The sequence below is a fragment of the Paenibacillus sp. FSL K6-1558 genome, from assembly GCF_038002565.1.
Lineage (GTDB): Bacteria > Bacillota > Bacilli > Paenibacillales > Paenibacillaceae > Paenibacillus > Paenibacillus polysaccharolyticus.
This window is the reverse complement of sequence record NZ_JBBOCV010000001.1, coordinates 2,013,305-2,027,011: the sequence shown is the minus strand read 5'-3', so window position 1 is coordinate 2,027,011 and position 13,707 is coordinate 2,013,305. Positions and strand designations below refer to the sequence as shown.

The window sequence follows — 13,707 nt, the reverse complement described above, 5'->3', positions numbered from 1 at the left end:
TACTGCAAAAAAGGCAAAACCTAAACGTTGAAACATGATAAGCTATTCTGCTTTGTCATGATTCGGTGTTTAGGTTTTTTTTAAACCTTCAATACACATAAAAGGAGCAAAACACAATGGATAAACAACAATTGTCCAAAGATATTCTGAAGCTTGTTGGTGGCGAAGAAAACGTAGATCAAGTGACCCACTGTATGACAAGACTCAGATTTAACTTGAATGACAACAAAAAAGCGGACAAAGAAACATTAAAAAATACACCTGGAGTTATGGGTGTTATGGAGAATGGCGGACAGTTCCAGGTTATCATCGGTAACGATGTACCGAAGGTATACAACGCGCTGGTAGGCAACATGTCCAAAGGTGCAAACGCCGGATCTTCTACGGCTTCTACAGGCCCGAAACAAAAGAGAAATCCAATAAGTGCCCTGTTTGACTTCATCTCAGGCGTATTTACTCCAATCCTCCCGGCGATTACCGGCGCAGGTATGATCAAAGGGATCGTGGCAATCCTTGTTGCGTTTGGCTGGCTGTCTGATAAGAGTTCGACTTATGTTATCTTATCTGCGATCGGTGATGGTGCATTCTACTTCCTGCCAATCATTCTTGCCATCAGTGCTGCTAAGAAATTGGGAAGCAATATGTATATCGGTGCAGCGCTTGCAGCCGGGATTATGCATCCAACCATTACAGCTTTACTGGCAGAGGGAAACTCATCGTTCGCGGGGATTAAAGTCGTCGCAGCAACCTATTCCTCAACGGTTATTCCGATTGTTATTGCGATCTGGATTGCTGCTTACGTGGAAAAAGCGGTTGACCGCATTACCCATTCATCAGTAAAACTCATCGTCGTACCAACGGTGACCTTGCTGATCATGGTTCCACTTACATTGATTGCGATTGGACCACTGGGTTCCATTATCGGTAATGGTATGTCTGGCGGTATTGCTTGGTTGTTCGATAATGCGTCCATCCTTGCAAGTATTCTGATTGGTGGTACAATGTCGCTGTTAATCATCACAGGTATGCACTACGCCTTGTTGCCAATCATTGTAGGTTCTATGACACAATTCGGTTATGACTTTATTATTCCTTTGATGTTAGCAGCAAACTGGGCTCAAGCGGGTGGAGCCCTTGGTGTAGGGCTTCGTTCCAAAAATGGACAAACGAAATCACTGGCTTATTCCACAAGTCTGACAGCATTTATGGGGATTACTGAACCAGCGATGTATGGTGTTAATATGAGATACAAAAAACCGTTTATTGCGGCACTCATCGGTGGGGCAATCGGTGGTGGCTTTATGGGTATTGTTAAGGTTAAAGCATTTGTACTAACAGGCCTTGTAGGTTTGCCGGGACTTGCAGCATTTATCAGTCCGTCCATCAGCACATTGATTTATGGTATACTGGGTGGTTTCATTGCGATTGCTTCTGCAGCATTAATTACGTACATCTTGGGATTCCAGGAAAATAATGCTCCGCAAGCAGCTGCAACTTCAGCTTCTACAGAAACTGTAACGTCAGCAACAACGACTGCTCCAGCAGTAACGGAAGAAACACAAGCACAAGATGAGCAAGTATTTAGCCCGATCACGGGTGAAGTGAAACCGCTTAGTGAAGTTCCTGACCCTGCGTTTTCTGAAGAAATTATGGGTAAAGGTTTTGCAATTCAACCGACAGAAGGCCGCGTTGTTTCTCCAATCAACGGAACGGTATTCTCATTATCGAAGAGCGGACATGCCATTGGTCTCGTAAGTGATACAGGTGCGGAAATGCTGATTCACATCGGGATTGATACGGTGAAGTTGAAAGGCCAGTTCTTCTCTCCTAAAGTTCAGGCAGGCACCAAGGTTTCTGTGGGTGATGTCTTGATGGAATTCGACCGGGAAGAGATTGAAAAAGCGGGTTATACAACGATTACACCGGTAATCATAACCAATATGCATCAATATGCTTCTATTGAGTCTGCTGGTCGTACAACCGTTAAGGAACAAGAACTGTTGTTCACGGCAAAAGCATAATTCAATATAACAAAAGCAGTTGCTTCCTGGAATATATCCAGAGAAGCAACTGCTTTTTTCATTTTAATTATGCAGATTTCTCTATGTACATTGTAGAGAGGCCTGTGCAATCTGAATCAGTTTTATTTTAAAGGAAACATAGTTAGATGGTTATTTGACGATAATTTTACCTTGTCCTGCGAGCATGCGCATTTCCCGGGACAGGCGATCCTGATCTTCAACTGCGATTTCAAGTTGCACACCGTAACGCCATACCATGTTATATTCCATCCCCCAGCGAAGTGTGCCCTCAATATATAATAAGTCTTCAAACAGCTTCAAGTTGATGCCGATGCGAATATCGTTATCTTCTACAGGGAGGGACAGTGGAAAAGCAAGCTGACAGCCCGAACGACTGATATCACGTAATTCGGCCTGAATAGGCTTGGAAGGACCGTCCATGCCATTAATGCTCAGGATATAGATTTCGAAGTGCATAGGTTCTTTCAGAGTATAACGAAAAGGTTCTTTCCTATTATTAATTGGCATAGATTCCTCCATCAAGTTCAAAAAAATTCCGTTATGGATATATCGTCAGTTGTTAACCAGAAATGAAGAGTAACGTTACAGAGATGGTTCGGGAGTTCGATTTTATGTGTGGGGCTGGCTTGTTATAATAAAAAAATGAAGGAGAGGATGAATATGCAAGGAACATTTCAGATGGATACGGATACAGCCACATTATGTTGTTATGATCTGGCGTCATTAGAGCATCGTCTCCAGGATACACCTGACTGGTGGTCGATCCCGGATGATGAACTGGAGGAGGTCAACGCAGATCATTGTCTGTTCCTGAATCTGGGTGAGGACGGAACGTATGAAGTGCACTGGAATGTGCAAGAAACGGTTTTGGAAACCGGGAGTGAAGCGGAGCCGAGACAGATATATTATTTTCAGGTTCCTTCGGGCACAGTTTACTTAGGGGCAGCAGATGATGTCAGTGGCGGTGAACTGGAACCGGATGAATTATCCCAAGGGGTTTTCTTACAGCTAAACTCTGGAAATTATGCGTGTACTGTGTTTAAAAAGGAAAATCAGATATCGGTTACGATCCAACCTAGTGACCAAGGGAAGAACAAGCTACAGGATTTGATCCGACTATAGCATGGTCTTGCATGGATTAATTTAATTACACTACATACTTATATAAGTCATTTTTAGGAGAGATGGATATGCATCATTGGAGCGGGACACCGATCATGAATGCTTCTCTTTTGCACCAGCGGATAAGAGCGCTTGCGGCACTTGATATCATTCTGTCAGAGGAGGAATGGCTCCGCGTACATCGTTATCACAGTAACACACTCCAGCCAGATAGTGCATGGGGAAGTGTAGATAACGGGGCAGGGGACCATCTGCATGCTCTGTTTACGAATACGGGCACGTTACTCAAAGGGGTTGATCATGAATCCCCGCTTAGTCCGCATAACCGAGAGGATGATGCAACTTATCCGGGAATGTACGATGAGGTACCAGAGGATTTCATACGTCTGTTAGATCAACACGAGGAAACGCTGGCTCGAGAGGATGTGACCTTCTGTATTTGGCAGGAAGTGCACAGTCCTGAGTGGAAAACAGGCAGTTGGATTGGACTTGCTATGGCTCAGGAGAACGAATCGGATGCTGAGGGTGGGGTAGCATTTCTGCTTGGTTATATCGAGGAAACACCGGAATCATACATCGATTGGGCAAAAGATTACTACGATATACAGGATATGTCTTTGACTGCTGTGACTGAAATATATAACGATGCACCGATTAGTGCTGACCTGATCCGAGAATTGAATCCAAAGCGTGATGTGTTCGTTGCAATGGATGAACTACAGCAATCTGGATACACAGTGCAGCGAAGTGAAGCCCGGTAAACGATGTTTGAGGGAGGAATCACGTTATGGGTTGGGAATATGGGATCAGAACGAAGGAGCAGGAGCACGGCAGGTTGACTGAGATCTTGACGCGACTGGCGGCTTCGCTGACACATAACAGGATGTACAGCGTAGAACAACATATGGATGGTTTTGTTCTTTTGCGTGACGATGCATCCTGGCCCAAAGCTTTGGAAGTATGGCTGGAGGAAGCGAACAATTTGGATGAAGTAGCGGAGGGTGAAAAATACATTTACTGCCTGTTCCATATATGGGGGGAGGAAGGACGAACCTGGAAGGAGCAGATGGAGGGTGTGACGAATCAGTATCCAGAAGTATTTGAATGGTTCGAATTGTGAGTGCCTGAAGTGGTGTTCCGGGAAAGGAGTGAATGTTGTGCAAAGACAAGCCAAAAGTAAAATTCCGGTGCTCCTTTATCAGTATGAAGGCCCGGAGAGGAATATCGGGTTTACCTTGTCTCCCCTATACCTGAACGAAGAGATGCATGAGATAAGACAGGAGGATAGGCTGTTCATCTATGATGAGGATTTCAAGCATATTCGTCCGGCAATCCATCGTGTTTTCCCTTTAACGGACCCGCAAAGTGGAGAAGAGCTGCAGGCGTTTGATCCCTGTTGGGATAATCCGATGGTGAAAGAGGTATGGCCGGGCATTTTAGCTGAGTTGGATCAGGTGGAAGTTGTTGAACCGGAACTGCGGGTGTTCCTGGATTCGTTGACAACCTGGATTCGGAACGTGCTGGCTTCAGCTGACGGGATTGAAGTTACGGGTAATCTGTGAATTTCATGAAATTTAGAGTGCAAGAAAAATAGAAGCTCCCTGATGCTGTTAAGGAGCTTTTTTGGTTTTAAGGAAAAAGATGAGACCCGTTCAAGAGCTAAGCCTGAACGGGTCTCATTTTCTGTTTTTTCACGATATCTGACCTGCTGTTGCAAAAAAGATAAAATAATTGTCTTTTTGCAATGATGGTATTGTCACAATGCAGGTTACAAGCTATAATCGAGTTGTTTAAGGGACAAATTACAAAGGATGGTGATATTTTGAAGAAGTTTTCATTACTTTTACTCGCAGTCACTTTATTGTTGTTAACGGTTTCAACAGCCCCTGCTACATATGGTGCGGCTAACTTTCCCAACACGGGCACAAATGGTTTAACTGGTTTTGCAGGTAATGCGAAGAATGAGAACGGTGTATCCAAGGCGGCGACAACAGGAGGCAGGAACGGTCAGGTCGTGTATGTCAGTAATCTGAATGATCTGAGAACACACATGGCAGGCTCTACAGCTAAGATTGTCGTTGTGGAACAGAATATTTCTTCATCCAGCTTGCAAAAAGTTGAATTTGGTTCCAACAAAACATTGGTAGGTTCTTTTGACAGACATACATTAACGAACATTCACTTCAGATCCACTTCGGGATCAAGCAATGTGATCTTTCAAAATCTGACGTTTAATCACTCTGCGAACATCAATGCCAACGATGATATCCAGATGTACATCACTTCCGGCTCCAACTATTGGATCGACCATGTTACCTTCTCGGGTCATAACTACAGTTCTGGCGGCAGTGACCTGGATAAGCTTCTGTATATCGGTGACCGCGCAGACTATATCACGATCAGTAACTCCAAATTTGCGAATCACAAATACGGCATTATTCTAGGACACCCGAATGACGGTAATAGTAGTTATAATGGTGTGCCACATGTGACCATGTCCAATAACTATTTCGAAAACTTGTATGTACGTGGCCCTGGACTTATGCGTTATGGTTTCTTCCACATCAAAAACAATTACGCCAATAACTTCAATCAAGCGATCACGATCGGAGAAAAAGCCCGTATTTATTCCGAAAACAACTACTTTGGTGCAGGAGCTGAAAAAGGCGGCATTCTGGACGACAAAGGTAAAGGAGAATTTACGGATAAAGGTAGCACACCTGCTCTGAACAGCCCGGTTTCTCCAAAAACCAACTGGAGACCAAGCAATAACTACAGCTATCAGGTTGAAAGCGCGGCCTATGCACGTGAGTTTGTTACGAAATATGCCGGATCATCAAATACAACATTGGTATTTGGCAAGTAACAGCCGGAAGGCATATGAGATCACTATAAAAGATAAAGATGGAGTAAAGAGTCTGCTTTTATGCGTACCTACGCATGAGCAGGCTCTTTTTTTTGGTGCACATTCAGGGAATTTTATTTTGTTAACATATATTTATTAAGACATATTAATTTTAGACATAAATTGCCGATATACATAAAGTGGCGCTGACTGCACGTTTATGAAGTTAATATGTACTATGCTAAAGGCGCAGGAGTTACGGAACTACGTATAAGCAGGACTATGGACTGAGAATAAACTTATAGTGGCCTACATGTGTTAATTTTTTTAACTTACATAAAGGACGGGGTAAGCATGAATCGTATTGATGAGATCACTTGGCAGAGAAACAAACTAGTAAGTTACATGATGTGGGCCATAACGGCCATCAGCGCGGGGATTACGATTATTGTTCCCGATCTATGGCTATCCACGCTACTCTCCGTTGTAGTTACTCTAGCAGTTACTGTATGCAATTTCATGAAAAAAGGTATACATATCATTCCATGGTTTGTGACCGTAGCGGTGATCGCCAGTGGAATTTACGTAAGTCGTGACGCGATGAATGCCGTGCAAGGCATTCTAATTGTTTCACCGCTCCTGCTGTATCCGAATAGCAAGCACTATAACACTGCTTTTTCGGTGATGCTTGCCTTTTTCACGGTTCAGTTGGTTCTTGTGTCATCTGCAAGTATCGAGCAACTCTTTGCCGATTTGATTAATTTCAGTATGTATATCGTAACCGGAATTATTATGATCACCGTGTCAAGGGTAAACAAACGATTGTTCATGGACAGTGAAGCACGGGGAGCGCAGGTGGAAGAGTCACGCACCCGCGTGGAAATCATGTTGCAACGGGTGAAAGAAGCTGTTGCAGGGTTGTCCCGCTATACGGAGCAATTGAAACAAAAAGTGGATGAGACCGGTGCCATCACCAACGAAGTGACGGTCGGATTCAGCGAAGTTGCAAGAGGTGTCGAGTTTCAGGCGACCAGTATTGCCGAAATCTCCGAATCGTTATCTCAGTCTGACCGTCATATTAAGGACGTAGCGTCATATTCTGAGCAGATGAAAGAGCTGTCCGCAAGTATGGCCTCAAGTACACAGACGGGTAGTGCGCAGATGGGTTACCTGAACGAACAGATGCATGAATTGTACGAGACAATTAACACGACAGCTGATGATATGAAGAAATTCAATGATCAGAGTGAATCGATGACGTTAATGCTGAACAGTATCTCGGATATCGCCACTCAAACCAATCTGCTTGCGCTGAATGCAGCTATTGAAGCAGCACGGGCAGGTGAGCATGGACGCGGATTTGCCGTCGTTTCAGAGGAAGTCCGCAAGCTCGCTGAGAGCTCAGGCCAATCGGCGAGTGAGATTACCTCGATCCTCACCAGTCTGAGAACACAGACACAAGCATTGACAAGCCGGTTTGAAGGGGTTCGTCAGTTGTTGCAAGTTGGAGCAGAAAGTGTTCTGACAACGGAGCGGGTATTCCAGTCCATTAACAACAATTCACAAAATGTGTTGACTCAGGCCACAGAAATTGAAACAAGTTCAGCAACGATGAAGGAATCCTCGACTCGGGTGGTTAATGAAGTATCCGAAATTTCCAGTGTAACGCAACAATCCAGTGCTGCAACGGAAGAGATTCTGGCGAGTATGGAAGAGCAACGTAATCTGACACAAAATATGGTGGCAAGCTTTACCGAACTGGAGAAGCTTATTGTTAATCTAGGTGATCTCGTGTCCAATCATCATGCTTCGAGACCAGATAACAAATCCGAGATAGATTCATCCCTTGCGGCAAAGGTTGTTCCAATCCCTACGATATCAGCCTAAGTCTGACTTTCGTCTTGCAAGAGATTGTTAACCGATCATATTAGGTTTATGCCAATAGGCCCGTCCATGCGTAATTACTCGCTTTGCGGGCTTTTTTGGCGTTCAAAGGTCTCTTGTAGCGATCTATATTTTTAGATAGAGTAGGTGTAGAAATAGAAAAGTAGTGAGGAGAGATCATTTTGAATTGGACAGATATTAGTAAAATCAAAGATATAGAGCATCTTTGTGAAGTTATAGCTTCATCCTCATTGGATGTCAATGAACGGGATGAACGCGGACGAACACCCCTTATGCTCTTCTTGACTAATCGTGCGCCTCTTGAGGGCATTCGCTGTCTGCTGCAAGCCAATCCTGAACTGGAATTGGAGGACAAACTCGGGGATACCGCTTTGAAAAAAGCCGTAAGGTTCAACCAGCCTGAAGCGATTCGTTTATTGCTTGAACATGGGGCGAGACTGGATTCTCCCAACGGCATTCTAGCTACAGCCTGGAACCTGGCAAGAGGGCGCAATCCAAACATGGCAGAGATGCTGCTAGATACACCTGGAGCCATACGTTTGATTTTGACGGCTGAAGAACAACAGATTGTGGATGACATTGTTTACGAGGAGTCTTCCGATGCAGCCTGTGAGAAAATTCGGATGCTGGACTCAGAAGTGTTGATACATGCAGTGGTGAATGGCTTTAATTGGGATGATAGTCCCGGACCGATGGTTGTAGCAGCTGAGCATCCCAAATGTGCCGAGATCACAAAGCTTGATATGGCTGAATTGATGGAGGCAGACTACTGGCTGGAAATGGATATGGAAGAAGTGAATACAAGAGCTGATGGGTCTACATATCGCCACCTCGCGGCATTTTTGACTAGAAAGGGTTGATTCAAAAATGGGGCATGACTCTTTCCATGAGCAGAACCAAAAGCTAGGGCAGTTGCAACAGGAACTGAAGGAAGGTAACATCGAGCATTTTTACATTACGGAGCCTATGCAGCATCAGAGCCAGCAGTTGGTGCTGGCAGGCAGTTTTGACTTTTCGTATTATCACAATGTGGAGATCACCTTTCATGAGGTAGAGTTCATTCTGTGTCCGGCGACGATATTTATCGTGGAAAGGTTTCGACTGGCCACGGAAGAAGAGATCGTTCAGTTAAATTCGGTGATGCATGGTTTTGAAAGGAATGGTACAGTCTTCTGCCTGGAAAATGAATTTGAAGAACAACGATTTTATATCGTGGCGAAGCAGATGACCTATCAGTTCGGCATGGTTTATTACTATGATCGGCCGAATCTGGAACCGGGAGAACGGATTGCTACATTTGTGACCAAATCGGAGAACGTTCATGAGTAAAGCTAATGAGGAGACTCGCGTTCGATTATACGATCGGCATTCGCTTCATACCATGGATTGGCCCGATACGGAGGATGCGAGGTACGCAAGGGCGTATTTAGAACCGATGATGATGCAAGGAACTACAGAATACATGACTAACGTAAAGACCACGTTGCTCCTTGCCCGGATAGATAATCTTGTGCTGCCGGTGACCGTGAATGATGAGGAATATGATAATGCTTATGTCTGTTCCCCGTATACTCACTATGTGCGGTACGCCAAACAGGAGCTGACCATGTTACAGAAGCCGATGCTGGAAAAAGGACTCTCCATGCTACTCAGTTTAATAGGCTGGGGCATGAAAAAATCCCGGATCAACAAGGCTGTACATGTGAACAACTGGCTGTTATCTACTAATCTGTATCCTGCAATGACAGCTGAGCAGGCCACGAATTTACTTGAGACGGTAAAAGAGCGCTATCCGGGTCATACGGTGATCTTTCGTTCTTTGAGTTCCGAACTGCACGCGAACCTGATAAAAGGGCTTCAGGAAGCGGGATGCCGCTCTATACCGAGCAGGCAGATTTATATGTATCAGGCGCATGATCCGAATTTCGGCAACGCCAAGTCGCGCTGGTTGCTTAAAAGGGATCAGGCATTGCTGAACAAACATGGCTATGAATTGGTTTCTGGTGCAGATATTGCGGAATCAGATATCCCGCGAATTGTGGAACTGTACCGGATGCTTTATTTGGAAAAGTACTCCTATGACAACCCGCAGTTCAACGAGCGTTTTATTGCTGGAGCCAGAGCGAACGGAACATTGAGTCTACAAGGCTTGCGTAAGGAAGGGCGCTTGGATGCAGTGATGGGTTATTTTTCCCGCAACGGTGTGATGACCACGCCACTGTTCGGCTATGATACCACCATTCCCCAATCTGTCGGTTTGTACCGCATGTTGTCTGCTTGTCTCATTGGACAAGCCCAAAACAACAGAGTGTTACTACATGAGAGTGCTGGTGCAGCGCAGTTTAAACGTAATCGCGGCGCGATAGCGGATTTTGAATATTCCGCAGTATACGACCGGCATCTCTCATTCCGCAGACGATGGTGCTGGGCATTACTAGACCGATTGTTGAACAGCATAGGTGTGCCACTGATGCGTCGCATGAAGCTGTAAAGTGGATGTATGCCCTATTTCAGATGCTCGGCCAGCTGTACCTCGAACCCATCCGGGTCTACAATGTAGATAAAACGTAGACGTGGGTTCGGCTCTACAGGTCCGCGCAGAATAGGGATTTGCATGTTTTCAAGATGCTTCATGGTTTCATCCAGTGACGTTACTTCGTAACCGATTGAGATGCCAGCATCCGGCTTCAATACCTGCTCACTACCTTCAATTAACTCTAGTGAGGTCTCACTCGTCTTACCCAGACCAAGCATGGCAATCTGACGCCCACGGCTTTCAAATCTGCGCTGAACGATAAGTCCAAGTAAATTGTGGTAGAAGTGAATCGATGCTTCCAGATTACGCACACGTAGTGTAATCCAGTTGAGTTTGATTAACATGTTGGGTCTCTCCTTCGGAGTTGCGTAGTGTCGGTTCTTGTTTATTATACAAGAAGAAAGGCAGTTCATCTGAATTTATTGAAAAAATTTACAAAAATATATATGTAAGCGTTATTTCAAAGTGTATAATACAAGTTAATATTGAGAGGAGGAATGAAATGAAGACGAAGGTGTTTAAAAAAATGAGTTCAACCCTGCTGGCAACGATGCTGGTGATGACGACGGTTCCTTTTCAGCAGGCTGCTTTTGCGCAAGAACAACAGATTGAACAGGGAGCAAGTTCTGGGGCTGCGGCGGTTTCTGGGCAGAACCTCAAGGTGCTTCAAACCGATTTTGAGGATGGGACACTTCAAGGCTGGCTTCAGCGTGTTGGCAGCGAAAGTTTGACCGTTTCAGAGCAGGCAGCGCATCAAGGTACTCGGAGTATGCTTGTCTCGAACCGTCAGCGCTCCTTTCATGGGCCAATGCTGAAAATGAAAGGTCTGTTGAAGCCGAATTCTACTTATAACATTTCATTCTATGTCAGGTTTACGGAGAAACCAGCTTCAGATCAGACGATTCAGCTAACGGCCTACAAGAAGAATGGGGCAGAGAGCTGGAACATGCTGGACAAGGTCACGATTCCCAAAGACGACTGGCAGCAATGGCATAAGGTTACGGCCACGTACCAATACAGCGATAATCCCGAGGAGTTGAATTTCTTTATTGAAACACCTTATGTTTCCGACGACACGGTAGATACATTGTCATTTTATGTGGATGATTTCACAATTGAGGAAGCCGCACCACTCGCTATTGAGACCGATATTCCTTCCTTGCAAGATCTGTACCAGACTGAATTTCCGATTGGAGCCGCGGTATATCGCTGGCAACTTGAAGGAGCTTACGGTCAATTGTTAACCAAACACTTTAACAGTTTGACCGCAACGTATGAGATGAAACCGAAGTTTGTGTCCCCTTCCAAAGGCGTGTATGACTTCCAAGCCTCGGATGAATATGTGGACTTTGCACAGAAAAATCAAATGGGTTTACGTGGACATGCCTTGCTCTGGCATATTGATGCCGCAGAGTGGATGTTCAAGGATGACCAGGGCAACCCTGCGAGCAGGGATCTGCTACTCAGTCGGGTTCAGAACTACGTAGATACGGTCATGAAACGATATAAAGGCAAAATTTACGCCTGGGACGTTGTGAATGAAGCCATTGCAGATAGTAACGGGGATGCAAACGGAATGCGCAAAAGCCCGTTCTACGAGCTGATTGGCCCGGATTATGTTGAGAAAACGTTTGAGTTTGCACGTGCCGCCGACCCGGATGCGAAATTATACTACAACGAGTATTTCACCGAAATTCCTGAAAAAAGAGAGCATATGTATCAACTGGTGAAAAAGTTGAAAGAAAAAGGGCTGATTGATGGTGTGGGTCTGCAATCCCACTATAATCTTGAATCTCCGCCGATTGATGAGATTGAGAAAACAATCAATCTGTTTGCTGGTCTTGGACTGGATATCCAAATCACGGAACTGGATGTCGATAGCGGAATTCCTTATGGTGAGACATTACCTCAGGACGTTGCTGTGAAGCAGGCATATCGTTATAAAGAGCTGTTTGACCTGTATCAAAAACATAGCGATGTCATCTCATCGGTGACCTTATGGGGATTACAGGATGAAAAATCGTATAACAATCAAGCCTTTTTATTCGATAGTGCTTTGCAATCCAAACCGGCCTATTGGGGGTTGGCAGATGAATCAAGCCTGCCTATTTTGACGAACCGGGCGGTTACGTTGTCTGGTACACCAAATACGAAGGCAGCCAAACAAGATCCACTCTGGAACAAGGCTGTTTCCACAGCTTTGAAAGGCAATTCGGGTTCAGCGGCGTTCCGTACGTTGTGGGATAAAAATAATTTGTATGTTCTGGTTGACGTAAAGGATACGACCAAACATGCGAAAGATAAAGTGGAGCTGTTCGTTGATCTGAACAATGGCAAAACTCCTGTGTATGAGGCAGATGATCGACATATCACCATAAGCCGTGAAGGCAAAGTGACAGGAGCTAAGCCAAATACGTATCGCGTTCGTGAAGCGGCGGACGGTTATCAGGTTGAATTATCCATACCATTGACTAATGCACAAGGGGCACTTGCACGTGAAGTTGGCCTGGATGTACGGGTGACGGATGGTGGAAACAACAGTTCAGGAGGACAGCAGGTTCTGTACTGGAATGACCGCACACTATCCCAGGATCAAGACACCAGCAAATATGGCGTTATTCAGTTTGCGAGTATGCCTAAGTCTGCGAAAGCCTTGCAAGGAACAGTAACGATAGATGGTGAGAAGGATGCAAAATGGAATAAGGTTACGCCATTCCATATTACACCACTGAATCAGAGCGGAGGAGCATCCGCTGAGGCCCGTGCGATGTGGTCTGGTCAGGATTTATATCTGTTCATTGATGTCACTGATCCACAAATTATAACCAACGCTCCTGATCCATGGGATCAGGATTCGGTTGAGATTTTCCTGGATGAAAATCATCAGCGTACACCGTTCTATCAATACGATGATGCCCAGTTCCGAATCAGTGCAGACAACGTAGGTACGTTTGCGGGCAGTGCTTCGCCAGGACGACTCCAAAGTGCTGTGAAGAAAACCTCCAAGGGATATCAAGTGGAAGCCAAAATCAGATTTCAATCCCTCGTTCCGAAGGAAGGTCAAGTCATGGGATTTGAACTTCAAATTAATGATAATCAAGGAAACAATAACAAAAGTACGGCTAAATGGAATGATCTCACCAATGACAGCTGGAAGAACACTTCCCAGTATGGCATTCTGACGTTTTCAAAATAAATCGTTTGACTGACTATGAATAAGTAAGCAAGAAGAGTCGCACATTCAGTCATTCTATCTA

At 44.9% G+C, this 13,707-nt stretch carries 13 protein-coding genes; 11 read left to right on the top strand and 2 right to left on the bottom strand.

Features of this window, described 5'->3' with window-relative positions; all coding sequences use genetic code 11:
* Positions 1–116: 116 nt before the first annotated feature.
* On the top strand, positions 117–2,021 hold the full coding sequence (locus MHI38_RS08645) for a beta-glucoside-specific PTS transporter subunit IIABC (protein WP_341181173.1): 1,905 nt from the start codon (positions 117–119) through the stop codon (positions 2,019–2,021).
* Positions 2,022–2,171: 150 nt separating this feature from the next.
* Here MHI38_RS08645 and MHI38_RS08640 read toward each other — a convergent pair whose 3' ends face one another.
* A complete protein-coding gene (locus MHI38_RS08640) occupies positions 2,172–2,549 on the bottom strand; it encodes a PilZ domain-containing protein (RefSeq protein WP_090915162.1) in 378 nt (125 codons plus the stop codon).
* Positions 2,550–2,702: 153 nt separating this feature from the next.
* On the opposite strand from MHI38_RS08640, the gene MHI38_RS08635 reads away from it, so the two are divergent.
* The 9 genes from MHI38_RS08635 to MHI38_RS08595 all read left to right on the top strand — a co-directional run bounded on the left by MHI38_RS08635 (position 2,703) and on the right by MHI38_RS08595 (position 10,405).
* Positions 2,703–3,164 (top strand): DUF6386 family protein, encoded by a 462-nt coding sequence (locus MHI38_RS08635; RefSeq protein ID WP_341181172.1) that lies wholly within the window; start codon positions 2,703–2,705, stop codon positions 3,162–3,164.
* 68 nt (positions 3,165–3,232) lie between these two features.
* On the top strand, positions 3,233–3,925 hold the full coding sequence (locus MHI38_RS08630) for a hypothetical protein (protein ID WP_341181171.1): 693 nt from the start codon (positions 3,233–3,235) through the stop codon (positions 3,923–3,925).
* Between the two features lie 26 nt (positions 3,926–3,951).
* The gene (locus MHI38_RS08625) at positions 3,952–4,284 is read left to right on the top strand and encodes a hypothetical protein (protein WP_090915156.1); all 333 of its coding nucleotides are present in this window, start codon (positions 3,952–3,954) and stop codon (positions 4,282–4,284) included.
* Positions 4,285–4,321: 37 nt separating this feature from the next.
* Positions 4,322–4,726 carry a hypothetical protein gene (locus MHI38_RS08620; RefSeq protein WP_221790268.1) on the top strand — a complete coding sequence of 135 codons (405 nt, stop codon included), beginning with the start codon at positions 4,322–4,324 and terminating at the stop codon, positions 4,724–4,726.
* A 260-nt stretch (positions 4,727–4,986) separates the two neighbouring features.
* Positions 4,987–6,030: a pectate lyase family protein gene (locus tag MHI38_RS08615; protein ID WP_090915149.1), complete on the top strand. Its 1,044-nt coding sequence runs from the start codon at positions 4,987–4,989 to the stop codon at positions 6,028–6,030.
* 333 nt (positions 6,031–6,363) lie between these two features.
* A complete protein-coding gene (locus MHI38_RS08610) occupies positions 6,364–7,896 on the top strand; it encodes a methyl-accepting chemotaxis protein (RefSeq protein WP_341181170.1) in 1,533 nt (510 codons plus the stop codon).
* A 179-nt stretch (positions 7,897–8,075) separates the two neighbouring features.
* Complete coding sequence (locus tag MHI38_RS08605) at positions 8,076–8,774, top strand: DUF4274 domain-containing protein (protein WP_341181169.1); 699 nt, start codon at positions 8,076–8,078, stop codon at positions 8,772–8,774.
* Between the two features lie 7 nt (positions 8,775–8,781).
* Positions 8,782–9,243: a hypothetical protein gene (locus MHI38_RS08600; RefSeq protein ID WP_341181168.1), complete on the top strand. Its 462-nt coding sequence runs from the start codon at positions 8,782–8,784 to the stop codon at positions 9,241–9,243.
* Positions 9,236–10,405, top strand: a complete 1,170-nt coding sequence (locus MHI38_RS08595) for a GNAT family N-acetyltransferase (protein WP_341181167.1) — start codon at positions 9,236–9,238, stop codon at positions 10,403–10,405. The genes MHI38_RS08600 and MHI38_RS08595 overlap by 8 nt, the downstream gene beginning before the upstream one ends.
* A 14-nt stretch (positions 10,406–10,419) precedes the next feature.
* Here the strand turns inward: MHI38_RS08595 and MHI38_RS08590 are convergent, their stop codons facing one another.
* Positions 10,420–10,794, bottom strand: coding sequence for a VOC family protein (locus MHI38_RS08590; RefSeq protein WP_336120736.1), 375 nt, complete (start codon positions 10,792–10,794; stop codon positions 10,420–10,422).
* A 158-nt stretch (positions 10,795–10,952) separates the two neighbouring features.
* Here MHI38_RS08590 and MHI38_RS08585 point away from each other — a divergent pair, with 158 nt between their 5' ends.
* Positions 10,953–13,646 (top strand): endo-1,4-beta-xylanase, encoded by a 2,694-nt coding sequence (locus tag MHI38_RS08585; RefSeq protein WP_341181166.1) that lies wholly within the window; start codon positions 10,953–10,955, stop codon positions 13,644–13,646.
* Positions 13,647–13,707 lie beyond the last annotated feature (61 nt).